Source organism: Caulobacter sp. SRI_014 (assembly GCF_057586315.1).
On sequence record NZ_JBYCZQ010000001.1, the window covers coordinates 862,178 to 885,774 of the forward strand.

Annotated in this window: 28 protein-coding genes; 17 read left to right on the top strand and 11 right to left on the bottom strand. The window is 68.2% G+C overall.

Features of this window, described 5'->3' with window-relative positions; translation table 11 throughout:
• Positions 1–142: 142 nt before the first annotated feature.
• Together purD and AC2YG9_RS04490 are read right to left on the bottom strand one after the other, a co-directional pair.
• The gene (purD, locus tag AC2YG9_RS04485) at positions 143–1,408 is read right to left on the bottom strand and encodes a phosphoribosylamine--glycine ligase (protein ID WP_487296719.1); all 1,266 of its coding nucleotides are present in this window, start codon (positions 1,406–1,408) and stop codon (positions 143–145) included.
• 34 nt (positions 1,409–1,442) lie between these two features.
• Positions 1,443–1,571: a hypothetical protein gene (locus AC2YG9_RS04490; RefSeq protein ID WP_487296720.1), complete on the bottom strand. Its 129-nt coding sequence runs from the start codon at positions 1,569–1,571 to the stop codon at positions 1,443–1,445.
• Positions 1,572–1,623: 52 nt separating this feature from the next.
• Between AC2YG9_RS04490 and AC2YG9_RS04495 the strand changes: the two genes are divergently transcribed.
• The 8 genes from AC2YG9_RS04495 (at position 1,624) to AC2YG9_RS04530 (ending at position 8,205) form a co-directional block, all read left to right on the top strand.
• Positions 1,624–1,971, top strand: coding sequence for a DUF2188 domain-containing protein (locus tag AC2YG9_RS04495; RefSeq protein WP_487296721.1), 348 nt, complete (start codon positions 1,624–1,626; stop codon positions 1,969–1,971).
• 2 nt (positions 1,972–1,973) lie between these two features.
• On the top strand, positions 1,974–2,552 hold the full coding sequence (locus AC2YG9_RS04500; protein WP_487296722.1) for a Fic/DOC family protein: 579 nt from the start codon (positions 1,974–1,976) through the stop codon (positions 2,550–2,552).
• Positions 2,553–2,666: 114 nt separating this feature from the next.
• Positions 2,667–4,103: a phosphate ABC transporter permease subunit PstC gene (gene pstC / locus AC2YG9_RS04505; protein ID WP_487296723.1), complete on the top strand. Its 1,437-nt coding sequence runs from the start codon at positions 2,667–2,669 to the stop codon at positions 4,101–4,103.
• Positions 4,096–5,370: a phosphate ABC transporter permease PstA gene (pstA, locus tag AC2YG9_RS04510; protein WP_487296724.1), complete on the top strand. Its 1,275-nt coding sequence runs from the start codon at positions 4,096–4,098 to the stop codon at positions 5,368–5,370. Before pstC ends, pstA begins: the two co-directional genes overlap by 8 nt.
• Positions 5,371–5,394: 24 nt before the next feature.
• A complete protein-coding gene (pstB, locus tag AC2YG9_RS04515) occupies positions 5,395–6,213 on the top strand; it encodes a phosphate ABC transporter ATP-binding protein PstB (RefSeq protein ID WP_487296725.1) in 819 nt (272 codons plus the stop codon).
• Positions 6,214–6,218: 5 nt separating this feature from the next.
• Positions 6,219–6,908 carry a phosphate signaling complex protein PhoU gene (phoU, locus tag AC2YG9_RS04520; RefSeq protein ID WP_487296726.1) on the top strand — a complete coding sequence of 230 codons (690 nt, stop codon included), beginning with the start codon at positions 6,219–6,221 and terminating at the stop codon, positions 6,906–6,908.
• Positions 6,905–7,597, top strand: a complete 693-nt coding sequence (gene phoB, locus AC2YG9_RS04525; protein WP_487296727.1) for a phosphate regulon transcriptional regulator PhoB — start codon at positions 6,905–6,907, stop codon at positions 7,595–7,597. The genes phoU and phoB overlap by 4 nt, the downstream gene beginning before the upstream one ends.
• A gap of 347 nt (positions 7,598–7,944) precedes the next feature.
• Positions 7,945–8,205 (top strand): hypothetical protein, encoded by a 261-nt coding sequence (locus tag AC2YG9_RS04530; protein WP_487296728.1) that lies wholly within the window; start codon positions 7,945–7,947, stop codon positions 8,203–8,205.
• A 1-nt stretch (position 8,206) separates the two neighbouring features.
• Here the strand turns inward: AC2YG9_RS04530 and AC2YG9_RS04535 are convergent, their stop codons facing one another.
• On the bottom strand, positions 8,207–9,295 hold the full coding sequence (locus tag AC2YG9_RS04535; RefSeq protein ID WP_487296729.1) for a glycerophosphodiester phosphodiesterase: 1,089 nt from the start codon (positions 9,293–9,295) through the stop codon (positions 8,207–8,209).
• On the bottom strand, positions 9,292–10,536 hold the full coding sequence (locus AC2YG9_RS04540; protein ID WP_487296730.1) for an ATP-binding protein: 1,245 nt from the start codon (positions 10,534–10,536) through the stop codon (positions 9,292–9,294). Before AC2YG9_RS04540 ends, AC2YG9_RS04535 begins: the two co-directional genes overlap by 4 nt.
• Before the next feature lie 177 nt (positions 10,537–10,713).
• On the opposite strand from AC2YG9_RS04540, the gene AC2YG9_RS04545 reads away from it, so the two are divergent.
• Genes AC2YG9_RS04545 through AC2YG9_RS04560 form a run of 4 tightly spaced genes read left to right on the top strand, consistent with a single transcriptional unit; the run spans position 10,714 to position 15,842 of the window.
• A complete protein-coding gene (locus AC2YG9_RS04545; RefSeq protein ID WP_487296731.1) occupies positions 10,714–14,292 on the top strand; it encodes an autotransporter domain-containing protein in 3,579 nt (1,192 codons plus the stop codon).
• 41 nt (positions 14,293–14,333) lie between these two features.
• Positions 14,334–14,594 carry a SemiSWEET family sugar transporter gene (locus AC2YG9_RS04550; RefSeq protein WP_487296732.1) on the top strand — a complete coding sequence of 87 codons (261 nt, stop codon included), beginning with the start codon at positions 14,334–14,336 and terminating at the stop codon, positions 14,592–14,594.
• 60 nt (positions 14,595–14,654) lie between these two features.
• Positions 14,655–15,434: a WecB/TagA/CpsF family glycosyltransferase gene (locus tag AC2YG9_RS04555; RefSeq protein WP_487296733.1), complete on the top strand. Its 780-nt coding sequence runs from the start codon at positions 14,655–14,657 to the stop codon at positions 15,432–15,434.
• Positions 15,435–15,458: 24 nt separating this feature from the next.
• Positions 15,459–15,842, top strand: coding sequence for a YybH family protein (locus AC2YG9_RS04560; RefSeq protein WP_487296734.1), 384 nt, complete (start codon positions 15,459–15,461; stop codon positions 15,840–15,842).
• Here the strand turns inward: AC2YG9_RS04560 and AC2YG9_RS04565 are convergent.
• The 6 genes from AC2YG9_RS04565 to AC2YG9_RS04590 form a co-directional block, all read right to left on the bottom strand.
• Positions 15,815–17,245, bottom strand: coding sequence for an MATE family efflux transporter (locus AC2YG9_RS04565; protein WP_487296735.1), 1,431 nt, complete (start codon positions 17,243–17,245; stop codon positions 15,815–15,817). The genes AC2YG9_RS04560 and AC2YG9_RS04565 overlap by 28 nt on opposite strands.
• A 9-nt stretch (positions 17,246–17,254) precedes the next feature.
• Complete coding sequence (locus tag AC2YG9_RS04570; RefSeq protein WP_487296736.1) at positions 17,255–17,563, bottom strand: hypothetical protein; 309 nt, start codon at positions 17,561–17,563, stop codon at positions 17,255–17,257.
• Positions 17,553–17,906, bottom strand: a complete 354-nt coding sequence (locus tag AC2YG9_RS04575) for a hypothetical protein (protein ID WP_487296737.1) — start codon at positions 17,904–17,906, stop codon at positions 17,553–17,555. Before AC2YG9_RS04575 ends, AC2YG9_RS04570 begins: the two co-directional genes overlap by 11 nt.
• A 313-nt stretch (positions 17,907–18,219) precedes the next feature.
• Positions 18,220–18,813, bottom strand: coding sequence for a peptide-methionine (S)-S-oxide reductase MsrA (msrA, locus tag AC2YG9_RS04580; protein ID WP_487296738.1), 594 nt, complete (start codon positions 18,811–18,813; stop codon positions 18,220–18,222).
• A gap of 60 nt (positions 18,814–18,873) precedes the next feature.
• Positions 18,874–19,416: a DUF4199 domain-containing protein gene (locus tag AC2YG9_RS04585; protein ID WP_487296739.1), complete on the bottom strand. Its 543-nt coding sequence runs from the start codon at positions 19,414–19,416 to the stop codon at positions 18,874–18,876.
• Positions 19,417–19,519: 103 nt separating this feature from the next.
• On the bottom strand, positions 19,520–19,942 hold the full coding sequence (locus tag AC2YG9_RS04590; RefSeq protein ID WP_487296740.1) for a helix-turn-helix transcriptional regulator: 423 nt from the start codon (positions 19,940–19,942) through the stop codon (positions 19,520–19,522).
• 81 nt (positions 19,943–20,023) lie between these two features.
• Between AC2YG9_RS04590 and AC2YG9_RS04595 the strand changes: the two genes are divergently transcribed.
• From AC2YG9_RS04595 to AC2YG9_RS04615, 5 genes are read left to right on the top strand one after another with little or no spacing between them, the layout of a single operon-like run.
• Positions 20,024–20,347 (top strand): ArsR/SmtB family transcription factor, encoded by a 324-nt coding sequence (locus AC2YG9_RS04595; RefSeq protein WP_487296741.1) that lies wholly within the window; start codon positions 20,024–20,026, stop codon positions 20,345–20,347.
• The gene (locus AC2YG9_RS04600; RefSeq protein ID WP_487296742.1) at positions 20,344–20,769 is read left to right on the top strand and encodes an SRPBCC family protein; all 426 of its coding nucleotides are present in this window, start codon (positions 20,344–20,346) and stop codon (positions 20,767–20,769) included. The genes AC2YG9_RS04595 and AC2YG9_RS04600 overlap by 4 nt, the downstream gene beginning before the upstream one ends.
• Positions 20,770–20,782: 13 nt before the next feature.
• Complete coding sequence (locus tag AC2YG9_RS04605) at positions 20,783–20,989, top strand: hypothetical protein (protein WP_487296743.1); 207 nt, start codon at positions 20,783–20,785, stop codon at positions 20,987–20,989.
• Complete coding sequence (locus AC2YG9_RS04610) at positions 20,986–21,390, top strand: DUF1801 domain-containing protein (protein WP_487296744.1); 405 nt, start codon at positions 20,986–20,988, stop codon at positions 21,388–21,390. The genes AC2YG9_RS04605 and AC2YG9_RS04610 overlap by 4 nt, the downstream gene beginning before the upstream one ends.
• A gap of 8 nt (positions 21,391–21,398) precedes the next feature.
• Positions 21,399–21,785, top strand: a complete 387-nt coding sequence (locus AC2YG9_RS04615; RefSeq protein WP_487296745.1) for a DUF1801 domain-containing protein — start codon at positions 21,399–21,401, stop codon at positions 21,783–21,785.
• Positions 21,786–21,945: 160 nt separating this feature from the next.
• On the opposite strand, the gene aceB is transcribed toward AC2YG9_RS04615, so the two are convergent.
• Positions 21,946–23,526, bottom strand: a complete 1,581-nt coding sequence (gene aceB, locus AC2YG9_RS04620; protein ID WP_487296746.1) for a malate synthase A — start codon at positions 23,524–23,526, stop codon at positions 21,946–21,948.
• Positions 23,527–23,597: the final 71 nt, after the last annotated feature.

The following is a 23,597-nucleotide window of genomic DNA, read 5'->3' on the forward strand; positions in this document are numbered from 1 at the left end:
AAACCTCCCTGAACGACGCACCAGGGATCGGTGCAGGCGGCGCGGGGGCGGTTAGGCCGGAAAACGGCGATGAATATGTCTAGACATATTCATCGGAGGCTCCGGGGCCGGGCCGCAAGCGAAGCAATGTGTCCCCGTTTTCCTACAGGGCCCGCCAGCCGATGTCGGAGCGATGGAAACCGCCCGGCAGGTCGATGGTCCCGACCGCCGCATAGGCGACGTCGCGGGCTTCGTGCAGGGTGGCGCCCAGGGCGCAGACGTTGAGCACCCGGCCGCCGGAGGCGCGCAGGGTTCCGTCGGCGTCGCGTCTGGTGCCGGCGTGGAAGACCACGGCTTCGCCGCCGAAGTCGCTGTCGGTTCCGGTGATGGCGGCGCCGGGCACGGGGGCGTCGGGGTAGCCCTCGGCGGCCATCACCACGCAGACGGCCGACTCGGCCCGGAAGGTCGGGCCGCTGAGGCGGGAGAGGCCGCCGGTGGCGGTGGCGTGGAGCCAGGGCAGGAGGTCGTCGGCCAGGCGCAGCATCAGGACCTGGCATTCGGGGTCGCCGAAGCGGGCGTTGTATTCGACCAGTTTCGGCCCGGTCGCGGTCAGCATCAGCCCGGCATAGAGGACACCGACGTAGGGGTTGCCCTCGGCGGCCATGCCGCGGACGGTGGGGGCGATCAGTGCGTCGAAGGCCTGTTCCAGGAGGGCGTCGGTCAGGACCGGGGCGGGGCTGTAGGTGCCCATGCCGCCGGTATTGGGGCCCTTGTCGCCGTCGTAGGCGCGCTTGTGGTCCTGCGCCTGGCCGAACAGCACGGCGGAGACGCCGTCGCAAAGGGCGAAGAGGGAGACCTCCTCGCCGACCATGAACTCCTCGATCACCACCCTGGCGCCGGCCGTGCCAAAGCGGCCGCCGAGCATGTCGAGGATGGCGGCGTCGGCCTCGGCCCGGGTCTCGGCGATGACCACGCCCTTGCCGGCGGCCAGGCCGTCGGCCTTGATCACGAAGGGAGCGGTGAGGGTGTCGAGGAAGGCGCCGGCTGTTTCGGCGGTTTCAAACACGCCGTAGGCGGCGGTCGGCATGTTGTGGCGGGCGCAGAAGTCCTTGGTGAAGGCCTTGGAGGTCTCCAGCCGGGCCGCCGACTGGCTGGCCCCGAAACAGGGAATGCCGGCGGCGCGGACAGCGTCGGACACACCGGCCTCGAGGGCGACCTCGGGGCCGATGACGACGAGGTCGGCGGCGATCTCCCTGGCCAGGGCGACGAGGCCCTGAACGTCATCGGCTTTCAGGTCGCGGCAGTCGCAGAGCTCGGCGATGCCGGGGTTGCCCGGAGCCGCGACCAGCCGGGTCAGCATGGGCGAGGCGGCGATCTTCCAGGCCAGGGCGTGTTCGCGCCCGCCGGATCCGATGAGGAGGACGTTCATGGACGGGCGGTTTGGCGCAAGGCGGCGGGGCGGGTCAAGCCGCGATCCAGGCTTTCGCGCGGGCCAGGGCGTGGGGGTCGGCCGGACCGGAGTTAGTCACGGTCGGCGGGGCCGTGATCTCCAGGCAGTTGCCGTGCGGGTCGACGAGGTGGTCGAGGCGCACGGGTGGAGGATAGCACAGACAAACCCGCCGCCCCGATGCTAGACTGACCTCCATGACGCGCCGGCCCTCGAAGATTTCTGTCGCGCCCGAGGCGAGCGGGGGTTGGGCGCTTCGCGGGGCCGGCTCGACGCAGGTGTTCGCCACCCAGGCCCAGGCCATCGACGCGGCGCGGGACGCGGTCCGCCATCAAGGCGGAGAGGTCATGGTTCACAAACCCAACGGGCGGATCGCCAAGAGCTTCACCCTGGGCCGCGAGGCGATGGAAAAACTGAACGCCGTGGAGGGCCTGACCCTGCCGTCCGGCGTCAGCGAGGCCTTCGTCCGGTTCGACCGGGAGTCCGTCGGCTCCGAGCAAAGGCGAAGCGAGCTGGCTTCCCCTTACAGCAAGGCCAAGCGCTGACCGTGCACGGCTACGACCCCGGCGATGATCCCTATCTCGTCGCCGGATCGGACGTTCTCATCAACCGGCTGGGCATTCTGGACGCCTCGATGCTGGCGGAGTTCGAAACGATCTCCGTCACCCAGCGGTCCGAGGAGCCCCTTCCCGCCGGGCGACTGAGCAAGACCCACTACCTGGCCGTCCATCGCCATCTTTTTCAGGACGTCTATGCCTGGGCCGGTCGGCTGCGCACCGTGCGGATAGCCAAGGACGGCAACGAGTTCTGCTACCCCGAGAATATCGCCGGTCAGCTGGACCGACTTTTCGGCTGGCTCAGGAACAACCGGTATCTGGTGCGCCTGACGGCGCCGGAATTTTCCCATGCCGGCGCCCGGTTCCTGTCCGAACTGAACGCCATTCATCCGTTCCGGGAGGGCAACGGCCGGACGCAGAATGCTTTCTTCGCCATGCTTGCCGCCGAAGCCGGCCACCCCGTCGACTTTTCACGGCTCGTTCCAGCCGCCTTTCTGCAGGCCATGATCCGCAGTTTTCACGGCGACCTGGCTCCACTGGAGACGGAAATTGGGCGACTGATCGAATAGGACCGGGCGAGATCAGTCCGTTGTCATCGAACTGTCATTCAACTGTCGCATAGGGCCAGCATAGGCGGGGCATTGGGAGGCCAACGTCTCCCCTGAGACTCGTCCGGGCACAGAATGTCTTTCACCCTCGCGCTCGCTGTCCTCCTGGCCTTCTCGGCCGGAGTCTATGTGCTGGGCCGTCGCCGCGCCGTCGCCCTGGGGCCCAGGGAAGCGCTGCACAGTCTTCCCGGCTACTACGGGACCTGGGTGGCGCTTTGGACCGGGGTTCCGGCCGCGCTGATCCTGATTCTGTTCCTGACCGCCGGGCCGCGGCTGGGCGAGGCGCTGCTCAGCGCCGATCCGCCGGCCGCCGTCGCCCAGATGCCGTCGGAAACCGCCCAGGCCTTCTGGAGCGACGCCCAGGCCATCGCCACGGGCCAGACGCCCAGCAACATCCAGTGGACGCCCGAGCAGAAGACCGCGCTCGAGGCCAAGGTCGGCCAGGCGAAGAGCTTCAACACCTTCTCGGCCTTCGCGGCCATCGCCCTGGCCGCCGTGCTGGCGCTGGGCGGCTTCCTGCTGGCCTGGCCGCGGATCAAGCCCACCTTGCGGGCCCGCAACCAGGTCGAGGGCTGGATCAACATCGCCCTGATCGCCTGTTCGGCCATCGCCGTCCTGACCACGGTCGGCATCGTCGCCAGCCTGCTCTACGAGGCCCTGCGGTTCTTCGCCTCGGTCTCGCCGCTCGACTTCCTGTTCGGCCTGCAGTGGCAGCCGCAGATCGCCATGCGCGAGGATCAGGTGGCGGCCAAGGGCGCCTTCGGGGCCGTGCCGCTGTTCGCCGGCACCTTCCTGGTGATGATCATCGCCATGTGCGTGGCCGCGCCCGTCGGGCTGTTCTGCGCCATCTATCTGTCGGAGTACGCCGGGCCGACCACCCGGGGGGTGATCAAGCCCTTGCTGGAGATTCTCGCCGGGGTGCCGACGGTGGTCTACGGCTTCTTCGCGGCCCTGACCGTCGGGCCGCTGTTCCGGGGCTTCTTCAACTATATCGGCAGCTGGCTGGCCGAGGGGCCGCTCGATCCGCTCGGCCAATACCTGATGGGTGTGCAGAACGAGATGGCCCTGACCGCCGGGGTGGTGATGGGCATCATGCTGATCCCCTACATCTCGTCCCTGTCGGACGACATCATCAACGCCGTGCCCCAGACCCTGCGCGACGGCAGCTATGCGATGGGCGCGACCAAGTCGGAGACGGTCAAGCGGGTGATCCTGCCGGCCGCCCTGCCGGGCGTCATGGGCGCCATGCTGCTGGCCATTTCGCGGGCCGTCGGCGAGACGATGATCGTCACCATGGCCGCCGGGTCGCAGGCCCGGATCACCGCCAATCCGCTGGACTCGGTGACCACCGTCACCCGCCAGATGGTCGAGATCCTGACCGGCGACCAGGAGTTCGACAGCCCCCGCACGCTCGCCGCGTTCGGTCTGGGCCTGACCCTGTTCGCCGTCACCCTGGCGCTCAATGTGATCGCCCTGCGCATCGTCCAGAAATATCGGCAGGCCTATGACTGACGCCGCACACGAGTCCCGGGCCCAGGACGCCCGTCTCAAGAAGCGCCACGCCGCCGAGCGCCGGTTCCGCTGGTATGGCCGCATCGCCATCGCCATTGCGCTCGGCTTCCTGGTTCTGTTGCTGGGCCGCGTGATCCAGCAGGGCTACACCGCCTTCTGGACCCATTCGATCACGGCCAGCGTCTATCTCGACCCGGCGCGGATCGATCGGTCCGATATCGAGGGCAACAATTTCGACTACATCGCCGCCGGCGACCTGTTGAAGCGGCTGAAGATTCAGGACGACGCGCTTGGCCTGGCGTCCGGCGAAGCCATGGACCTGGTCTCCCGCGACCTCGGCTACCGTATCCTCGACACGATCAAGGCCGACCCCTCGGCGATCGGCAAGACCCTGACCTTCACCGTGCCGGTCAAGGCCAACGCCGACCTCTATTTCAAGGGCGAGATCGAGCGCTCGACCCCCGCCGCCGACCGCAAGCTGACCGACCGCCAGATGGACTGGCTGGACCGGCTGAAGGGCGAGGGCGTGATCAAGAGTCACTTCAACAGCGACTTCTTCACCCGGTCGGACTCGACCGAGCCGGAACAGGCGGGCGTCCTGGGCGCCGTGGTCGGCTCGGCCCTGATGCTGCTGGTCGCCGCCCTGATCGCGGTGCCGGTCGGGGTGCTGGCGGCGGTGTGGCTGGAAGAGTTCTCGCCGAAGGGCCGTTTGAGCGGCTTCATCGAGGTCAACATCAACAACCTCGCCGCCGTGCCCTCGATCGTCTACGGCCTGCTGGGCCTGGTGCTGTTCATCAACTGGCTGGGCTTCCCGCGCTCGGCGCCGCTGACCGGCGGCATGGTGCTGGCCCTGATGAGCTTGCCGACCATCATCATCGCCACCCGCGCGGCGCTGAAGGCCGTGCCGCCCTCGATCCGCGAAGCCGCGCTGGGCATGGGCGCCAGCCGCACCCAGACGGTGTTCCACCATGTGCTGCCCCAGGCCATGCCCGGCGTGATGACCGGTGTCATCCTCAGCCTGGCCCACGCCCTGGGCGAGACCGCGCCGCTCTTGATGATCGGTATGGTCGCCTTCACCCCCGGCCTGCCCGAGAGCCTGGCGTCCGCCGCCAGCGTGCTGCCGGTGCAGGTCTTCCTGTGGGAGAACGCCGCCGAGGCCGCCTTCCACGAACGCACGGCAGGAGCCATCATGGTCCTGCTGGTGTTCATGATCGTGATGAACTCGGCGGCCGTGATCCTGCGCCGCCGCTTCGAGAAGAGGTGGTAGCCGATGGCCGCCGAGGACAGCTCCATGCCCCATGACACCCAGCTGCGGCCGCCGGTCGTCGCCACCCACACGCCCGGCCCCGCGGCCGGGGTGAAAATCCGCTGTGACAAGGTCAACGCCTTCTACGGGACCAAGCAGGCCCTGCATGACATCAGCATCGACATCCCCGACCGGGCGGTGACCGCCTTCATCGGGCCGTCGGGTTGCGGCAAGTCGACCTTCCTGCGCTGCATCAACCGGATGAACGACACGATTCCCGGCGCCAAGGTGACCGGGCGCATCGAGATCGACGGCCAGGACGTCAATGGCCGCGACGTCGATCCCGTCGTGCTGCGCAGCCGGGTGGGCATGGTGTTCCAGAAGCCCAATCCCTTCCCCAAATCGATCTTCGAGAACGTCGCCTACGGCCCGCGCATCCACGGCCTGGCCAGCAGCAAGGCCGACATCGAGGGCATCGTCGAGGCCTCGCTGAAGAAGGCCGGCCTGTGGGCCGAGGTCGCCGACCGGCTGCATTCGCCGGGCACCGGCCTGTCGGGCGGTCAGCAGCAGCGCCTGGTCATCGCCCGGGCCATCGCCGTGCAGCCGCGCGTCATCCTGATGGACGAACCCTGCTCGGCTCTGGACCCCATCGCCACAGCGCGGATCGAGGAGCTGATCGACGAGCTGCGCCGCCAGTACTGCATCGTCATCGTCACCCACTCGATGGCCCAGGCGGCGCGGGTTTCGCAACGCACCGCCTTCTTCCACATGGGCGTCCTGGTCGAGGAGGGCGCCACCGGCGAGATCTTCACCAACCCGCGCGAGACGCGGACCCAGGACTACATCACCGGCCGGTTCGGGTAGGTAAAATGCAAAGCCATATCGTCACCTCCTACGAGGAAGAGCTGAACCACCTGACCGCCGAGGTCGCCCGCATGGGAGGCCTGGCCGAGGCCCAGGTGGCCGACAGCATCAACGCCTTCGCCCGCCGGGACGTCACCCTGGCCGCCCAGATCGTCGAGCGCGACACCCGGCTGGACGCCTTGGAAGGCGAGATCGAGCGGGCGGCCATCCGGCTGATCGCGCTGCGCCAGCCGATGGCGGTGGACCTGCGCCGCACCGTGGCGGCGATGAAGATCGCCTCCAACCTCGAGCGCTGCGGGGATCTGGCCAAGAATATCGCCAAGCGATCCCTGATCCTGGCCGAGAGCGACACCGCCGGTCCCGTGACCCGCAGCATCGAGCGGATGGGCAAGCTGGTGGCCGGGCGGCTGAAGGACGTGCTGGACGCCTACACCGCCAGCGAGCTGGCCGGGGCCACCGCCGTCTGGTCGCGCGACGACGAGGTCGACGAGCATTACGAGAGCCTGTTCCGCGAGCTCCTGACCTACATGATGGGCGATCCGCGCACGATCACGCCGGGGGCGCACCTGCTGTTCGTCGCCAAGAACCTGGAGCGGATCGGCGACCACGCCACCAACATCGCCGAGATCGTCCATTACGAGATCACCGGCGAGGAACTGACCGACCAGCGCCCCAAGGGTGAGAGCCACCAATGAGCACGCCGACCATCGTCGTCGCCGAGGACGAGGACGCCCTGGCGACCCTGCTGCAGTACAATCTCGAGAAGGAAGGCTATCGCGTCCTGCTGGCCGGCGACGGCGAGGAGGCCCTGATCGTCATCGACGAGTCGAAGCCCGACCTGCTGCTGCTCGACTGGATGCTGCCCAAGGTCTCGGGGATCGAGGTCTGCCGCCGCCTGCGCCAGAAGCAGGAGAGCCGCAACCTGCCGATCCTGATGCTGACGGCGCGGGGCGAGGAGACGGACCGCATCCGGGGCCTCGACACCGGGGCCGACGACTATGTGGTCAAGCCGTTCTCGATGACCGAGCTGCTGGCGCGGATCCGCGCCGTGCTGCGGCGGATCCGGCCGGGTCTGGCCGATGACCGGCTGAGCCATGGCGACATCATCGTCGACCGGGTGGCCCACCGGGTGAGGCGCGACGGCCGCGAGGTGCATCTGGGGCCGACGGAGTTTCGCCTGCTCGACCATCTGATCCAGCATCCGGGCCGGGTGTTCAGCCGCGAACAGCTGCTCGACGCGGTCTGGGGCTCGGACGTCTACGTCGAGGCGCGGACGGTGGACGTCCACATCGGCCGGCTGCGCAAGGCGCTGAACAGCGGCAAGGACGTGGACCCGATCCGGACGGTCAGGTCTGCGGGGTATTCGCTGGATATGGGGGCGTAACAGGACCCGCGCTTCCCATCCTTGCGGATGCTGCCGGTCGAGCCCATCTCCCTTTTGTTGCCAGTCATTGTGACCAACGGCGACAGAAGGAGGTTCGTTATGAAGCTGTTCAGCTGGCTTCTCACGAGCCAATCCGGAAACCCGTAGCGGCGGGATAACCACAGGCTCCCCGGGCCAATGGCAGGGCAAAGGAGCAGATGCTGTGGAAGTGTAACCCCTTCAACCGCGGGAGGGGCCGGGATGGGCGGAACCCCTAGCCGCAGACGAGACGCTCTGCGAGCAAAGAGACCCTGTAATGGGGGACGCGGTCACTGTCGGCTCGCGTCCCCTTTTTGTCTGGACGAGCCATGAAGACGACCCCAGCGCAGCTGATGAAGGCGCTCCGACGCCGCGATCTACAGGGCGCGTTTTTCCGTGCGCACGGAAAAACGACCAATGACTGGATCAAGGAACAAGGCTTGAAGTCAACTGATGCAGTTCGCGCGAAGGCGCTTTCGCGGAAGATGGCCGAGGCAGCATGTAGGGCTGAGGAACGAGAAGCTGAAGAGCATGCCGTAGCCCTGGGCAAAGCGCTCTTGATAGCTTCTGATCAATGCACCAAGGCCTGACCTAAGCATTCCCGCCGATGAAGCGATTGCGGGCTGTAACCGCCTCGGCAGGGAAGTCGCTGAAGACGCCATCGACGCCCGCCTTGAACAGCGCCGCCAACAAGGCCTGAACGTCGCCCGACGCGCGCATCGCCTCGGGGCCTTCGCCGGGGCCGCGCAGGGATGTCGGCAGGAAGTAGTTTTCACGCCGCACGGTCCAGGGGTGCACCTTCAGGCCCGCCGCATGGGCGTCAGCGACAAAGGTTGTGGCCGGCAGCAGGATCTTGCCGTCGGTGGGAATGACCAGGGTCGTCTGCGGCCCGACCCCGTCGGCGTAGGACGCGATGGCCTTGAGCCCGGCGGCCCCGGTCATACTGGCGTAGGTCACGCCCGGAAGGTCGGCGGGGCCGCCGTCCTGGCTGACCAGCTGGACGAGCGGGGTCCTGATCAGACCGCGCAAGGTCTTCAGCGGCCCAACCTCGAAACACTGGACGAAGACCGGCGCGCCGCCGTGGTCGAACCCCAGCGCCTTGAGCGTCGCCGCCAGCCGGGACTCCATGGCCAGGTCCAGGCCGGCGAAATGTTTGGGATGCTTGAGTTCCGGATAGACGCCGATCTCGCGGCCGTGCCGGCGGCCCTCCTCCCGGGCCAGGGCGACCACTTCGGTGAAGGTCGGCATGGCCTCCTGGCCATCGAAGGCAGTGTTGCCCGGGCGCAGCTGGGGCAGGCGCTCGCGGCAACGCAGGGTCTTCAGCTCGGCGAGGGTGAAGTCCTCGGTAAACCAGCCCGTCAGGGTCTCGCCGTCTATGACCTTGGTGGTCCGGCGGCCGGCGAACTCCGGGCGGGCCGCAACATCGGTCGTGCCGCCGATCTCGTTCTCATGGCGGCAGACGAAGTGGCCGTCCTTGCTGAGCACAAGGTCCGGCTCGATGAAGTTGGCGCCCTGCTCGATGGCCAGCCGATAGGCCATGGGGGTGTGTTCGGGCCGCTCGCCACTGGCGCCGCGATGGGCGATGACGATGGGCCCTACGTGCATCATGGTCGCCATGGCCTGCCCCCCTGCCGCCATAGCCGCAGCCGCCGCAAATCCGAATGTCCGACGGTCGATCATAGGGTGTCCCTGTCCGCCAGCGGCAGCCAGACGCTGAAACTGGCCCCCCGGCCCTCGGCGCTCTCGACGGCCATGCCGCCCCGGTGCCGGTTGACGATGTGTTTGACGATGGCCAGCCCCAGGCCCGTGCCGGGCCGCAGGCCGCCGCTCTTCTGGCCCTCGACGCGGTAGAAGCGCTCGGTCAGCCGGGGCAGGCGGTCGCGCGGGATGCCGGGACCATGGTCGGTGACCCGCAACAGGGCGAATCGGCGGCCCTGCGGCCGGTCGGGGGCCAGCAGGGTCATGCGGGCGGCGGCCGGATCGCGCGGCGGGGTGGCGGAATCGTCGGACGCCGGAGCGACGACGCTGATTTCCAGCGTCCCTTCGTTGCTCGAGTATTTCACGGCGTTTTCAACCAGGTTCTGGATCACCTGGAGGATCTGGTCGCGGTCGCCTTCGATCTCGGCGACACCCCGGTCCGGCGCATTGTTGCAGATTGAAAGCGACTTCTCGCGCACCAGCGGCACCAGGGCGTCGAGCACATCGGTGACCGCCAAGGACAGGTCGAGACGGCCTTCCGGGGCGATGTGTTCGTTCAGCTCGATGCGCGACAGGCTCATCAGATCGTCGATCAGCCGGCGCATGCGCTCGGCCTGGGCCTGCATGATGCCGAGGAAGGTTTCGCGGGCCGCCTCGTCGTCCTTGGCGTGGCCGCGCAGGGTTTCGATGAAGCCCGACAGCGAGGCCAGGGGCGTGCGCAGCTCGTGGCTGGCGTTGGCCAGGAAGTCGACGCGCATGCGTTCGGCCCGGCGCACGTCGGTCTCGTCGCGCAGGGTCAGGAGGGCCAGCCGGCCGAACTCGCCCTGGCCCAAAGGCCGCGTCTGCACGGCCCATATGCGCTCCTGCGCCCCGCCGGCCTCCATCTGGGCCGAGCCCGGAGCCCCCAGCAGGGCCTCGTCGACGGCCTCGAGCAGTTCAGGGTTCCGCAGGGCCGTCACCAGCCGCATGCCCTCCAGACGCCCGGGCAGCAGGTCACGGGCGGCGGCGTTGGCGAAGATGATGCGACGGGAGGCCGGCTCGTCCGGATCGCCCTCGATGACCAGCACCGGATCGGGGAGACTCTCGACCAGGGTCCGGAACGGTCCCCGCGCGCCATCGCCGGCCGGGGCCTGGGCGACGGGCGGCGCCTCGTCCGCGACAGGCGCGGCCGATGGCGGAGCCTCTGCGGTGCGGAGCGGCCACAGGGCCTTCAGGATCGACATCAACGACCTCGATTCGGCGGTTCGATTGCGCCAATGTTGCACGTTCGTGTGGCGCCCTGTTGAACCATGCGATAGACGGGTTTGGCTCTCCAAAGGGGACAGTGCGTTGAAGCTTGACGCATTTTCGCCGCATCGGGGAGTGACGGAAGTGTCTGGTCTGGTTGCGGGGAAATACCCATGGTTCGTAAGCGTCTGATCGCCACGGTGGCGGTCGCTCCGCTCCTGTTGTTCGCCGGCTCGGCCTTCGCCGAGACGACGATCAGCAATACCCGCACCACAGGGGTTTCCACGGCCACCGTCAACAACGGTGCGCCCGATGACATCAAGGTGACCAACGGCGGCAAGTTCGAGCTGACCACCGGCGGCCCGGCGATCACCCAGAACAGCAACAACAACGTCGACAACGCCGGTGGCATCACCACCAAGGCCGTCGACAACGCCGTCGGCATCCTGGTCGACACCGGGGCGGCCGGCATCACCGGCAACCTGACCAATTCCGGCTCCATCAGCCACAGCGACGACTACACGCCCGAGGACATCGCCGACGCGACCACCGGCAAGAAGGACGGCGATGAGGACGGTGACTTTGCCAAGGGCACGGGCCGGTACGGCATCCGCGTCACCGGGGCCGGCGGCCTGACCGGCAATATCCAGAACTCCGGCAGCATCATTGTCGAAGGCAACGACTCCTTCGGCATCAGCGTCGAGAGCAACGTCTCCGGCTCGATCCGCAACTACGGCTCGATCAATGTCACCGGCGACAACGCCGTCGGCATCCGCATCGCCGGCAACGTGGGCGGCGGGACCACCGCCCAGCAGCGCGCCAACGGCGTGTTTGTCGCCGGCGCCGTGGTGGCGACGGGCGAGAACGCGGTCGCCCTCGACGTCTCGGGCGACATCGGCACCGGCGTCAACCCGGCCGGCCTGGTGATCAGCGGCACGGTGACGGCCACCGGCTATCGCTACACCAACCGCCCCTTCAGCGAGGAAGTCCGCGCCAACCTCGACGCCGACGATCTGCTGCAGGGCGGCCCGGCCGTCCGGATCAGCGGCAACGTCACCGGCGGCATCCAGGTCGCTCTGCCGTTCAACTCGTCCACCTACGACCTCGACGGCGACGGCAAGGGCAACTTCACCGACGACGACGACGATGGTGACGGCCAGCTCGATACCGCCGACACCGACGACGACAACGACGGCATTCTCGACACCGACGACAACGACTACGACAACGACGGTATCCCGGACGGCAGCGAGGGCGTCGGCAACGTCACGGTGTTCGGCGCCGCGCCGGCCTTGTTGATCGCCTCGAACACCGAGACGGTGACGATCGGCAACGTGGGGACCAACCTCGCGGGCAATACGGATTTCGGCCTGATCATCAGCGGCTCGATCAACTCCGACGGCCTCTTTGACGACATTTCCTCGACGGCCATCCAGATCGGCGCGCCGGTCGACTTCAACAGCGACGGCGACTTCCTCGACGCCGGCGAGCTGGCGGGTCAGCATGTCGAGATGAACGGCGGCGTGCGCATCGACGGCACCGTCACCGCCCGCAGCTACAACAACAACGCCCACGCCCTGTGGCTGCGCGGCGACGTTGACGCCGACGAGATCAACATCGGCGGCGCCCTGATCGCCATCGCCTCGACGACCTCGGCTCCGTTGGTCGGCCCGGACCCGGGCACGCGGGAAGACGCGATCGAAGCGGTCGCTATCGAGATCAGCGCCGACTCCACCGTGCCGCTGCTCAACATCGGCGGCTTCGTCTCGGCAACGGGCGCCGGCGAGAACGCCAGCGCCATCGCCGTCCGCGACGCCTCCGGCACCCTGCAGACCGTCAACGTCACCGGCTCGCTGGTCGCCACCATCGTCCGCAACGACGACGAGGCCGACACCGACGACGACGATCTCGACCCCAACAACGAGACCATCAACGGGCGGGCGATCGCCATCGACCTGCGCAACAACACCAGCGGCACGACCATCACACTGGCCGACAAGGGCTCGGACGGCGACGACGGCGCCGACGGCATCGATGACGCCGACAGCGACGACGACGGCATCGACGACGCGGACGAGCCGCTGATCATCGGCGACGTTCTGATGGGCACGGGCAACGACACCCTGACCCTGACCAACGGCGTCATGCTGGGCACCATGTCCTTCGGTCTCGGCGCCGACAGCCTGACGATCAGCGGCGGGGCCCAGGCCAAGGGCGATGTCCTGAACCTCAAGGCCATCAACGAGACCACCGGCAACGACCGCTATACCGACGCCAACCTCGACGACCAGCTGACCATCGCGGTCAACGACGGTCGCCTGACGGCGGTGAACACCAGCGTCGTGCGCGGCGACGCCCTGACCGTGGCCGCCAACGGCGAACTGTTCGTCACCATCGATCCGGAGGGCGCCGCCGGCCGCAGGAACACGGTGTTCGAGATGGACACCGCCACCTTCGCCAACGGCTCGACCATCGGCTTCGAGCTGACCGGCCTGATCGACAGCGACATCGGGGTCGGCAGCCAGTTCACCATCGTCAAGGCCGGGGCCCTGACGTTCGGCAACGTCAACACCAACGCCCTGGCCGAGAACCGGCCCTTCTTCTACAACATCACCGCCTCGGCCAACACGGGCCTGGGTGAGGTCTACCTGACCATCTCCCGCCGCAACGCCGCGGAAATGGGCCTGAACGAGAACCAGGGCGCCGCCCTCGACGCCGTCTATCAGGCGCTGTTCGCCGACGACGAGCTGGCCGGTTCCTTCCTGGGCGCGACCAACCAGAAGGACTTCCTGCGGCTCTACGACCAGCTGCTGCCCGACCAGGGCGAGGGCCTGTTCTCGGCCATCGACAACGCCAGCCAGGCCCTGTTCCGCCTGACCGCCACCCGGCCGGACATGACCCAGCGCTACGGACCCGACAGCGTCTGGGTGCAGGAGATCAACGTCGGCGTGCTGCGCGAGACGGGCGTCACGATCGGCTCGGAAACCAAGGCCTTCGGCTTCATCGCCGGCTACGAAAGCATGGGCGATGACGGCGGCGCGCTGGGCGCGACGCTGGCCTACATGAACGCCGAAGAGAAGGACGACATCGCCCAGATCGGCGAGCAGACCAACGTCTCGCTGCTGGAAGCCGGCGTCTACTGGCGCCGCAACGTCGGCGGCTGGCTGTTCGCCGCCCGCGGCGCGGCCGGCTACGGCTGGTTCGAAGGCGAGCGCCGGTTCATCGATCCGGCCACCTCGTCCAGCGCCGGCATCATTCGCGAGAGCAGCGCCAACTGGGGCGGCTTCACCGGTTCGGCCAACGCCATGGTCGCCTACGAAGCCCGCTTCGGCCGCTTCTACGTCCGCCCGCAGGTCAGCCTGGACTACCTGTATTTCGCCGAAGGTTCGCGCGAGGAGGACGGCGACATCGGCCTCGGCCTGACCGTCGACGACCGCACCAGCAGCCGCCTGTCGGCCGCCGCCGAACTGGCCTTCGGGGCCACCTTCGGTCGTGACAACTGGTGGCGTCCGGAAATCCGCCTCGGCTACCGCCAGCATCTGGCCGGCGAGATCGGCGACACCGTCGCCCGGTTCGACAGCGGCTCGCCCTTCACCCTGGTGGCCACCGAGCCGGGCGAAGGCGCGCTGGTGGTCGGCTTCTCGCTGAAGGCCGGCACCCCGATGTCCTACGTCGCCGTCGAAGGCGACCTGGAAACCGCCGAGGGCGAGGACCGCTACAACCTGCGCCTGGCCGGCCGGATGATGTTCTAGATCCAGCGGAACAGCGGGGGCGACCCCGCGTTCCGGCTGGCATGGACAAGGTCTGGATAAACGCCGTGGGCGTGGGCGCGGCGCTGTGTTCGATGACCAGCTTCACGCCGCAGATTTTCAAGATCTGGAAGGAGAAGGACGCCTCGTCGGTGTCCCTCAACATGTTCGCCCTGACGGTGACGGGGTTTGTCCTGTGGACGACCTACGGCGCGCTGTCGGGCAGCTGGCCGATCGTCCTTTCCAATGCCGTATGCCTGGTGCTGTCGGCGGTGATCCTGGGGCTCAAGCTGAAGTTCCGGTGACGCCCGCTTAACCACGCCTCCTAACCAGCCCGAAAGCGGGCGGCTCTATACCGGTGGGCCATGGAACACACCCTGCCCCATCTGAGCCACCGCCTGCCCCTGCTGGGCGGAGAGGTCGACGCCCTGACGCCCGCCGGCATGCTGGCGGCGACCGAGGCCTTCGTGGCCGGCGGCGGGACGGCGGTGATCGCCAACCACAACCTGCACAGTCTCGCCTTGATGGCGACGCGGCCGGAGCTGCGCGACTTCTTCGACGACGCCGACCTGGTGCAGATCGACTCCGTGCCCATGATCGCCTGGGCCCGCCTCGTCGGGCTGGACGTCAGCCGCGAGCACCGCTCGACCTATCTCGACTGGCGTGAGGATTTCTGGGCCCGGGCCGCCGAGTGCGGCTGGCGGGTGTTCCACGTGGGCGGGGCGCCGGGCGTCGGCCAGAAGGCGCGGCAGGCCATCCTTGAGCGGCATCCGGGCGTGCAGCTGGGCGAACACCACGGCTATTTCAACGTCCAGGGGCTGGAGAACCACGCGGTCCTGCGGGCCATCGCCGACTTCGGGCCGGACATCATCCTGGTCGGCATGGGCATGCCGCGACAGGAGGCCTGGATCGCGGCCAACCGCCGCCGCATCGGCCGCGGGGTCTTCTTCCCGGTCGGCGCCGCCTTCGACTACGAGGCCGGGGTGCAGGTCGCGGCCCCGCGCTGGATGGGGCGGCTGGGCCTGGAGTGGCTGTTCCGCCTGGCCTCGCAGCCGGCCCGGCTGGCCTATCGCTATCTGATCGAGCCCTGGGTCCTGACCCCGGCCATGCTCGCCGACCTCAAGGCCGCCGCTACTCGCCGCTAGTGCCGCGTCGCTCTAGTCTGGGGCATGCCCTCTGCTGACAACGCCATCCGCGCCCGCCGCCGCCTGACCAACAAATTCATCGCCGCCCATGAGGCGCAGCGACTGGCGCCCTTCTTCGCCCCGGACGCCAACCTGATCGGCGGCGAGGGCGGGCTGATCACGGGAGCCCGCGGCATCGTCGAGGCCTTCGCGGCCCAGTTCGCCGACCCGAGCTTCATTGCCTATGAACGCACGCCGTTGGAGGTGACGCCGGACATGGACGAGGGCCGCGCCGCCGAGCGCGGAAGCTGGATCGGGCGCTGGAAGGACCAGACTCTGGCCGGCGATTATCTGGCCGTCTGGCGCAAGGTCACCGGCCAATGGGTGATCGAGCAGGAGCTCTATGTGACCTTGCGGCGCGAGGGCTGAGGTCCCCAGGGCGTCAGGGCGATCGAGGCCGCCGTCAGCACGCCCATGGTCACCATCCCGGCCGCCACCAGGGCGAACAGGGCCCAGCTGGGCGCCTCGATCTGGATCAGCACCCAGCCGCCGATGGCGATCAGCAGCAGACGCGCGGTGCCGGCCAACAGAGGGCCCCAGACCTTTCCCGCCCCCTGGCTGGAGAAGTAGAGCGCCAGGCTGAGGCCGAAGAAGATGAAGGCCGGACCGGCGAAGCGCAGATAGAGGGCCGAGGCCGCCTGCACGCCGGGGTCGCGGGTGAAGATGCCGACCCACAGCTGCGGGAAGACGGCCAGCAGGATGCCAAGCGACCCCAGGCCCACCGAGGCGATGGCGCCGGCCGTCCAGGCCACCTTGCGGGCCCGGGCCACGTCGCCAGCCCCGATGGCCAGGCCGACCATCGGCAGGGACGCCACTCCGACCGAGAAGGCGATGGGCACCAGCAGGAATTCCAGCCGCGAGCCGATGCCATAGCCGGCCAGGGTCTCGACCCCGAAGCGGGCGGCGATGGCGGTGATGACCAGGATGGCCCCGACCGTCTGGATCGGCGACAGCATGCCCGGGCCGCCGACCCGGAGGATGTCGGCGAACATCTCCCGGCTCAGAGGGCCGCGCACGGTCAGCGGCACCTTGGCCCCTTTCGAGCGCAGCATCAGAAACATCACCCCGGCCCCGAGCGCGCCGGCGATGGCCTGGCCGAGACCCACGCCGACGATGCCGAGCCGCGGGGCGGGACCCCAGCCGAAGCACAGACTGCCCCCGAGCACCACCTGCAGGGCGGCCATGGCCATCAGGGCGACAGACGGCCTGACCATGTCGCCCGAGCCACGCAGCACCGAGGCGAACATGTTGCTCAGCCAGATCAGCCAGACCGACAGGAAGACGACGCCGCCATAGGCGACCGACAGCCGCAGCGTTTCGCCCCGGCCACCCAACAGGTGGAACAGCGGGCCCGCCAGCAGGCTGAGGACGATGGTGAAGCCGAGCCCCATGGCCAGGCCGATGACCATGGCGTGCCGCGCCAGGTCACGGGCCCTCTGCATGTTACCGCCGCCCAGCGCCCGGCTGATGGCCGAGGAGACCCCGCCGCCCATGGCCCCGGCGCTCATCATCCCCATCAGCATGATGAAGGGCAGCACAAGCGCCGCCGCCGCCAGTGGCTCGGCGCCCAGGTGACCCAGGTAGGCCGTCTCGGCGATCGAGACGGCTGTCGTGGCAATCATGCCCAGCAGGTTCGGCGCCGCGAGCTTGACCAGGGTCGCGGCGACCGGCGCGGTCAGCAGGGGGTTGGCCGGAACCGGCGGCGGCGCAACGTCGCCGGGGTTGAACACCGGCGTGGCGGCGAGGGCGACATCGAGTACCGGCTTGTCCATGTCGGCAGACTAACCCGTTTCTTTTGGCAACGCATAGGGGGCGTTGCGCCAGCCGAGCCCGACGCGACGCACGGCCGCAAGCCCGTCCAGCCGGCGAGCGATCAGCTCGGCCCGTTCGGCGGTGACCCCGCTGGCCTCGATGGCGATCGACAGGCCGGCGGGACCAGGATCCAGCCGGATGCCGGTGATCCGCGCCTCCTGCACGGCGAAGGGCCCCAGGACCCGGATCAGGGTGTCGGCCTCTTCATGCACATCGACGACGAAGGTGTGCAGCCGGTCCTCACAGGGCCGTTTGAGCGGTTTGGCGTCATCCGGCATGGTTGGCCTCGCCGACCAGATAGCTTCGGCGCAACAGCACCCGGCCGGCGTCGTCGAAGGCGGCCAGACGCAGGCCGCTCGGCTCGATGTCGGCCGCCTCGCCGGCCCACATCAGTTCGCAGACCGGCGGCCGGTCCCGGAAGCCGGCGCCCAGGCCCGCCTCCAGGGCGAACAGGTCCTCCAGGCTGCCGGCGGCGTGCAGGGTCGCCTCCACCCGGGCGGTGACGGCGATCAGCTCGGTCCAGGCGAGGGCCTGGGCGAACCGCTGGCCGGCCAGCCGGGCGGGACGGTCGGGGTCGGATCGGGCGGAATCCGAAAGGGCGGGTACTGGGTCCTGGGTCATCTCATCGGTCCTCTGGGTTGACCGACGGCGCGCAATAAAAAACCCCGCTGCCTGTGAAGGGAGCGGGGTGTGATCTTGCGATCCGTCGGCGTGCTGGTCTTAAGGCGCGCGCCGTCCCGTCCCTGGCATGGGGGTTTTAATCGACATCATAATGGTCATGGCGCGCAGGGCGACGCATCCGCGCATCGTGCGGGCGGCGTGGCTGGCGGCGGTCAGACCAGAGGTCATGTCGGCTCTTGGGTGGATACGCAGGGGCGCTGTAGCAAAGCCCGCGGCCGGCGACAACCTCGCCTCTGGTCAGGGCGCATGCCGGCTACTTCCCCCAGACCGCCCGGAGGCGGGCGTCGCGGCCGCAGGCGGCGCGGTAGAGCTTGTAGTCCAGGGCGTTCCGCTTGGCGTAGTCGCGGTGGTAGGCCTCGGCCGGCCAGAAGGGGCCGAGGTCGAGGATCGGGGTGGCCATCTTGCCGCGCTTGAGGCGTTTGGCCGCCGTCGCCCGCGAGGCTTCGGCGGTCTTTCTCTGGGCCGGATTGGCGACGAACACGGCCGGGCGATAGGAGGGACCGCGGTCGCAGAACTGTCCGCCGGTGTCGGTCGGATCGACCAGTTTCCAGTAGCGGTAGAGCAGATAGTCGTACTGCAGCCGGGCGGGATCGTAGGTCACCCGCACGGCCTCGTAGTGGCCGGACTTCTCGCCGGTGACGTCCCTGTAGGTCGGGTTCTTCAGATGGCCGCCGGTGTAGCCGGACTCGACCTTGATGACCCCGGGGATGCCCCGCATGTCGTTTTCCATGCACCAGAAGCAGCCGCCGGCGAACACCGCCGTCTCGGTCCTGGGCAGGGGTTTGGCCGCGACGGCGGTCGGGATCAGAAAGGCCAGCAGAGCGGCCAGCCAGAGGCGTCGGAGCATGCGCGTATCCTTGAAGGGCTGCCCTTAAAGATACGCGCAAACCCGGCGAATGGTTGACCGTCAGGCGGCGGCGGTGCGGGCCGGCAGGAATCGGCTGTTGCGCAGCAGTGCGGCCGAGACCCCGGTCACCAGAACGCCCACCGGCAGGATCTCGGTCATCGTGATCGGGAAGCGTATGAAGGGGTTCTTGTAGATGTCCGCCCATTTGGCCATCTCGGCGGCGGTAGCGGCGATCTTCTCGGGCGAGGCGCCCTTGGCCTTGAGATCCGCAAGCTGGGCGGCGCTGTAGATGGCCATGAAATCGTCCTTGGCGAGCATCATGGTCAGCTCCCAGGCCGCCGCATAGAACAGGCTGGCAACCAGGCTGATCGCCAGCCCCAGGCCGACGGCGGGCCAGAACCGGATCACGCCCCCGCCATCGACGTCGCGCTGGCGCTTGATGGCGATGAAGATCGTGCTGAGCGCCACCAGCATGGTGGCGTAGCCGAGCAGATGGCCGCCCTCGTACAGCGTCTTGCTGCCGGAGGTGGCGGTCAAGGCGAGCATGGGCGTACCGGCGATCACGCCGCCGATGACGCCGAAGATGAGAATTTTACGAAGCATGTGAGCCTCCCCTGTCGTTTAGGTTAGGCCCGCAGAAGGCGTGTGGAAACCGCGCTCGCCAATCGCCCGAAAGGGTGATTTTCGCGGGCTAGCCCGAAATACTTCAGGGCAGCAGGCCCAGTTCGCGGGCCCGGGCGATGGCGTCGGTGCGCCGTTTGGCCTCCAGCTTTTCGAACAGCCGGGCGACGTGGGTCTTCACCGTGTTGGGCGAGACGTGCAGGCGCTGGGCGATCTCCTTGTTGGAATGGCCGGCGGCCAGCTCCGTCAGCACGGCCATTTCCCGGGCGCTGATGCCCAGGGCCGCCTGGGCCCTGGGGTTGCCATCGAAGGCGGCGGGCCTGGGGGCGCCGAGCAGCCGCGTGCCGACCCAGACGCCAAGCACCAGAAAACCGACGGCGGTGAGCAGGATGTAGAAGTCGGCCGAATGTATGCGGGCCAGGCGGTTGTAATCCATCCACTGCAAGGCCAGGGCGCCCAGGCCCAACACGGCCCCATAGGCCAACAGCCGCTTCCAGTCCCGAACCATGCCCCGACTGTAGGAGAAGATTCCGCGCTTGACGACCCATAGCTGTAGAGTTATGAGTAATTCATAGCCCGTGAGTTATCAATGTCCGTCGTCACCGACCAGCTGTTCCGCACCCTCGCCGATCCGACCCGCCGGGCGATCTTCGAAGGCCTGTGCCGCGAGGGCGAGCAGACGGTGGGGATCATCACCGGCCGGGCCGGCGTGTCACAGCCGGCCGTGTCCAAGCATCTGGGCGTGCTGAAATCGGCGGGCCTGGTCAGCGACCGGCCCGACGGTCGGCTGACCCACTACAGCGCCAAACCCGAGATGCTCTCGGCCCTCAACGACTGGACCGACGAGATGCGCCGCTTTTGGCATCGCAAGCTCGACGGCCTCGAGGACCTGCTGAACAGGATGGACCAATGAGTGACGCGCAAACCCGTTCGGTCGTCATTGAACGCGACATCGCCCACCCTCCGGAGAAGCTGTGGCGGGCGCTCACCCAGCCGCACCTGATCGAGGAATGGCTGATGAAGAACGACTTCGTGCCGAGCGTCGGCCACCGCTTCACCCTGCGCGGCGAATGGGGCGGGGTGCTGGACTGCGAAGTTCTGGAGGTCGAGCCCGGCCACAGCCTCGCCTACAGCTGGAACCACAAGCACGAGGACCCGGCCTTCGACCTCGACAGCGTGGTGACCTTCACCCTGACGCCTAGCGGGCGCGGCACGCATCTGCGGGTCGAGCAGGCCGGCTTCCGGCCGAACCAACGCCAGGCCTTCGGCGGCGCCCTCCAGGGATGGCCGAACTTCTTCGACAAACTCGAACAGGTCCTGGGCGGCCTGGACTGACGGGAGGACTTTGATGAGCAGCCTTGTCCGCACCAGCCACCGCTGGATCTCCATCGCCTTCACCCTTGGCGTCATCGCCTACATCGTCGCCATGTCGGGCGGCGGCCAGCCGCCGTGGTGGATGGGCCTGTTCGCGCTCGTGCCCCTCATCCTGCTGCTGGTCAGCGGCCTCTATCTCTTTGCCCTGCCCTATGTGCTGAAGGCCCGGAGGAAGGCGTGAGCGGGCCGAAACTCCTCTCCGGCGGCAATCCGCAGATCGCCAAGGGCTACGGCGACGGACCGGTGCAGGCCTACATCGCCGCCATGCCGGACTGGAAGCGGCCGCTGGGTGAGCGGCTCGACGCCTTGATCGAGGCGGCTGTCCCCGGCGTGAAGAAGGCCGTGAAGTGGAACTCGCCCTTCTACGGCGTCGAGGAGGGTGTCTGGTTCCTCAGCTTCCACTGCTTCAACGCCTACGTGAAGGTGACCTTCTTTCAGGGCGAGGCGATGGATCCGATGCCACCGGGCAAGTCGAAGGTGAAAAACGTCCGCTACCTCGACATCCGCGAGGGCCAGCTGGACGAGGCGAAGTTCAGCAGTTGGGCGAAACAGGCGGCCGGCCTGCCCGGCGAGAAGATGTGAGAGCGACGATGAGCACTGATGGCCCCACCCCTTCGCAGTTGATCGACCTGAAGATCGAATCCCTGCCCGACTGGCGCGGCGAGATGCTGGCCCGCATGCGGCGGCTGATCCATGAGGCCGATCCCGAGGTCGAGGAGACCTGGAAGTGGCGCGGGGTGCCGGTGTTCGAACACGGCGGCATCATCACCACCGGCGAGGTCTACAAAGCTGTGGTCAAGCTGACCTTCGCCAAGGGGGCGTCGCTGCCGGACCCCAAGGGGCTGTTCAACTCCAGTCTCGAGGGCAACGCCCGCCGCGCCATCGACATCCCGCAGGGCGCGGAAATCGACGAGGCGGCGTTCAAGGCGCTGGTCCGGGCGGCGGTGGAGCTGAATTTGAGCAAGAAACGGAAATAAGTTCCTCCCCCATCGGGGGAGGGGGACCATCGCGTAGCGATGGTGGAGGGGGTCCCCACCGGCGGATCGGCCGCGAACAGGTTTACCCGCCCGCTTGGGCTGTGACCCCCTCCGTCAGCGGCTTCGCCGCTGCCACCTCCCCCCAGAGGGGGAGGAACTGTCAGTCGATCAGCTGATAGGCGGGCAGGGTAAGGAACTCCTCCAGCGTATCGCTCAGGACCATCTGGACGAACAGCTGGGCCGCCTCCTCAAGCCTGGGCGAGGGGAAGTCGCGGCGAAGGCCGGCCATCTCGTCGGTCAGCAGGCTGACGAACAGCTGCGAGGTCAGGTCACGGCCATCGTCGAGGGCCGCCTCCAGCCGCACCCACTGCCACAGCTGGGTCCGGCAGATCTCGGCCGTCGCGGCGTCCTCCATCAGGTTGTAGAGCGGCACGGCGCCTCGGCCCTCGATCCAGGCCTGGGTGTAGCGGATGCCGACGCGGATGTTCTCGCGCACACCGTCCTCGGTGCGGCCGCCCTTGTGCAGCTCCAGCATGTCGGCCTGGCCGATGCTCAGGTCGGCCAGCTTGCGGTCCAGCTGGTTGGCGGTCGGCATCAGGCGGTCGAAGACCTCCATGGCCACCGGCACCAGGTCGGGGTGGGCCACCCAGGTGCCGTCATGGCCGGCGCCGGCCTCGCGTTCCTTGTCGGCGCGGACGCGGGCGAAGGCGGCGTCGTTGGCGGCCGGATCGCCCTTGACCGGGATCTGCGCCGCCATGCCGCCCATGGCGAAGGCGCCGCGCCGGTGGCAGGTCTGGATCAGCTTCAGCGAATAGGCGCCGAGGAAGGCCTGGCCCATGACCATGGCCGAGCGGTTCGGCGTCAGGAAGGCCGGGTTGCGGCCCAGCCGCTTGATGACCGAGAAGATGTAGTCCCAGCGGCCGCAATTGAGGCCGGCCATGTGGTCGCGCAGCTCGTAGAGGATCTCGTCCATCTCGAAGGCGGCGGGAATCGTCTCGATCAGAACGGTGGCCTTGATCGTGCCGTTGGGCAGGCCGAGCATTGCCTGGGCGCGGACGAAGACGTCGTTCCACAGCCGGGCTTCCAGATGGCTCTCCAGCTTGGGCAGGTAGAAGTAGGGGCCCGAGCCCTGGGCCAGGGCCGCGTGGGCGTTGTGGAAGAGGTAGAGGCCGAAGTCGAACAGCGATCCACTGACCGTCTCTCCGTCGATCTGCAGATGGCGTTCGGGCAGGTGCCAGCCGCGCGGGCGGATGATCAGCACCGCCGGGTTGGGACCGAGGGCGTAGGACTTGCCGGACCTGGCGTCGGTGTGGGTCAGCTGGCCGGCCCAGCGGTCCTTCAGGTTGACCTGGCCCTCGATGAGGTTGGCCCAGGTCGGGGCGGTGGCGTCCTCGAAGTCGGCCATGAACACCCTGGCCCCGCTGTTGAGGGCGTTGATGATCATCTTGCGGTCGACCGGGCCGGTAATCTCCACCCGGCGGTCCTGCAGATCGGCGGGGATCGGGGCGACGGTCCAGTCGGCGGCGCGGATGGCCGCCGTTTCGGTGAGGAAGTCGGGCAGCATGCCGGCGTCGAACTCGGCCTGCCGCACCTTGCGGGCCTGGAGCAGTTCGCGCCGGCGGCCGTCGAAGGTGCGGTGCAGGTCGGCGACGAAGGCCAGAGCCTCGGCGGTGAGGATTTCGTTGGCGCGCCCATCGACGGGGCCGGTGATCTGGATGTTGGCGGCGGTGTCGAGGGGCATGGGGTGTCCTTGCCAGTTTCTTGGGGGCGGGCGTCAAAGATCACCCGCCCATGCTTGGCGGCATGGGCGGG

What these genes read in the sequence shown, in the direction of transcription:
- purD (WP_487296719.1), bottom strand. Translation starts at nt 1,408, where the DNA reads ATGAACGTCCTCCTCATCGGATCCGGCGGGCGCGAACACGCCCTGGCC.
- AC2YG9_RS04495 (WP_487296721.1), top strand. Translation starts at nt 1,624, where the DNA reads ATGACGCGCCGGCCCTCGAAGATTTCTGTCGCGCCCGAGGCGAGCGGG.
- pstC (WP_487296723.1), top strand. Translation starts at nt 2,667, where the DNA reads ATGTCTTTCACCCTCGCGCTCGCTGTCCTCCTGGCCTTCTCGGCCGGA.
- pstA (WP_487296724.1), top strand. Translation starts at nt 4,096, where the DNA reads ATGACTGACGCCGCACACGAGTCCCGGGCCCAGGACGCCCGTCTCAAG.
- pstB (WP_487296725.1), top strand. Translation starts at nt 5,395, where the DNA reads ATGCCCCATGACACCCAGCTGCGGCCGCCGGTCGTCGCCACCCACACG.
- phoU (WP_487296726.1), top strand. Translation starts at nt 6,219, where the DNA reads ATGCAAAGCCATATCGTCACCTCCTACGAGGAAGAGCTGAACCACCTG.
- phoB (WP_487296727.1), top strand. Translation starts at nt 6,905, where the DNA reads ATGAGCACGCCGACCATCGTCGTCGCCGAGGACGAGGACGCCCTGGCG.
- AC2YG9_RS04530 (WP_487296728.1), top strand. Translation starts at nt 7,945, where the DNA reads ATGAAGACGACCCCAGCGCAGCTGATGAAGGCGCTCCGACGCCGCGAT.
- AC2YG9_RS04535 (WP_487296729.1), bottom strand. Translation starts at nt 9,295, where the DNA reads ATGATCGACCGTCGGACATTCGGATTTGCGGCGGCTGCGGCTATGGCG.
- AC2YG9_RS04540 (WP_487296730.1), bottom strand. Translation starts at nt 10,536, where the DNA reads ATGTCGATCCTGAAGGCCCTGTGGCCGCTCCGCACCGCAGAGGCTCCG.
- AC2YG9_RS04545 (WP_487296731.1), top strand. Translation starts at nt 10,714, where the DNA reads ATGGTTCGTAAGCGTCTGATCGCCACGGTGGCGGTCGCTCCGCTCCTG.
- AC2YG9_RS04550 (WP_487296732.1), top strand. Translation starts at nt 14,334, where the DNA reads ATGGACAAGGTCTGGATAAACGCCGTGGGCGTGGGCGCGGCGCTGTGT.
- AC2YG9_RS04555 (WP_487296733.1), top strand. Translation starts at nt 14,655, where the DNA reads ATGGAACACACCCTGCCCCATCTGAGCCACCGCCTGCCCCTGCTGGGC.
- AC2YG9_RS04560 (WP_487296734.1), top strand. Translation starts at nt 15,459, where the DNA reads ATGCCCTCTGCTGACAACGCCATCCGCGCCCGCCGCCGCCTGACCAAC.
- AC2YG9_RS04565 (WP_487296735.1), bottom strand. Translation starts at nt 17,245, where the DNA reads ATGGACAAGCCGGTACTCGATGTCGCCCTCGCCGCCACGCCGGTGTTC.
- AC2YG9_RS04570 (WP_487296736.1), bottom strand. Translation starts at nt 17,563, where the DNA reads ATGCCGGATGACGCCAAACCGCTCAAACGGCCCTGTGAGGACCGGCTG.
- AC2YG9_RS04575 (WP_487296737.1), bottom strand. Translation starts at nt 17,906, where the DNA reads ATGACCCAGGACCCAGTACCCGCCCTTTCGGATTCCGCCCGATCCGAC.
- msrA (WP_487296738.1), bottom strand. Translation starts at nt 18,813, where the DNA reads ATGCTCCGACGCCTCTGGCTGGCCGCTCTGCTGGCCTTTCTGATCCCG.
- AC2YG9_RS04585 (WP_487296739.1), bottom strand. Translation starts at nt 19,416, where the DNA reads ATGCTTCGTAAAATTCTCATCTTCGGCGTCATCGGCGGCGTGATCGCC.
- AC2YG9_RS04590 (WP_487296740.1), bottom strand. Translation starts at nt 19,942, where the DNA reads ATGGTTCGGGACTGGAAGCGGCTGTTGGCCTATGGGGCCGTGTTGGGC.
- AC2YG9_RS04595 (WP_487296741.1), top strand. Translation starts at nt 20,024, where the DNA reads ATGTCCGTCGTCACCGACCAGCTGTTCCGCACCCTCGCCGATCCGACC.
- AC2YG9_RS04600 (WP_487296742.1), top strand. Translation starts at nt 20,344, where the DNA reads ATGAGTGACGCGCAAACCCGTTCGGTCGTCATTGAACGCGACATCGCC.
- AC2YG9_RS04605 (WP_487296743.1), top strand. Translation starts at nt 20,783, where the DNA reads ATGAGCAGCCTTGTCCGCACCAGCCACCGCTGGATCTCCATCGCCTTC.
- AC2YG9_RS04615 (WP_487296745.1), top strand. Translation starts at nt 21,399, where the DNA reads ATGAGCACTGATGGCCCCACCCCTTCGCAGTTGATCGACCTGAAGATC.
- aceB (WP_487296746.1), bottom strand. Translation starts at nt 23,526, where the DNA reads ATGCCCCTCGACACCGCCGCCAACATCCAGATCACCGGCCCCGTCGAT.